Consider the following 250-nt stretch of genomic DNA (forward strand, 5'->3'; position numbering starts at 1 on the left):
CTACTACGGTGGCCGGGTCGAGACCAACGCGTTCAAGGTGGCCGATTCCGCCATCGCCGGCCGGCTCGGCGAGGCTCTCGTCACCCTGCGGCACGCCCTGTCCTCAGGTGCCGACCCGGTGCCGATCGTCGCCGCATTCGCCAGCAAAATCCGCACCATGGCGAAGGTGTTCGGCGTGCGCGGCGGCTCCGCCCAGCTGGCGGCCACCTTCAGCCTCGCCCCGTGGCAGGTCGAGCGCGCCCAACGCGAT

General features: G+C 71.2%; 1 pseudogene. It reads left to right on the top strand.

Features of this window, described 5'->3' with window-relative positions:
• A pseudogene (locus tag BV453_RS01810) lies at positions 1 to 250 on the top strand (DNA polymerase III subunit delta); the annotation flags it as partial.

The sequence above is a fragment of the Microbacterium sp. ER1 genome (genome assembly GCF_023383675.1).
In the GTDB taxonomy this organism is placed as follows: Bacteria; Actinomycetota; Actinomycetes; order Actinomycetales; family Microbacteriaceae; genus Microbacterium.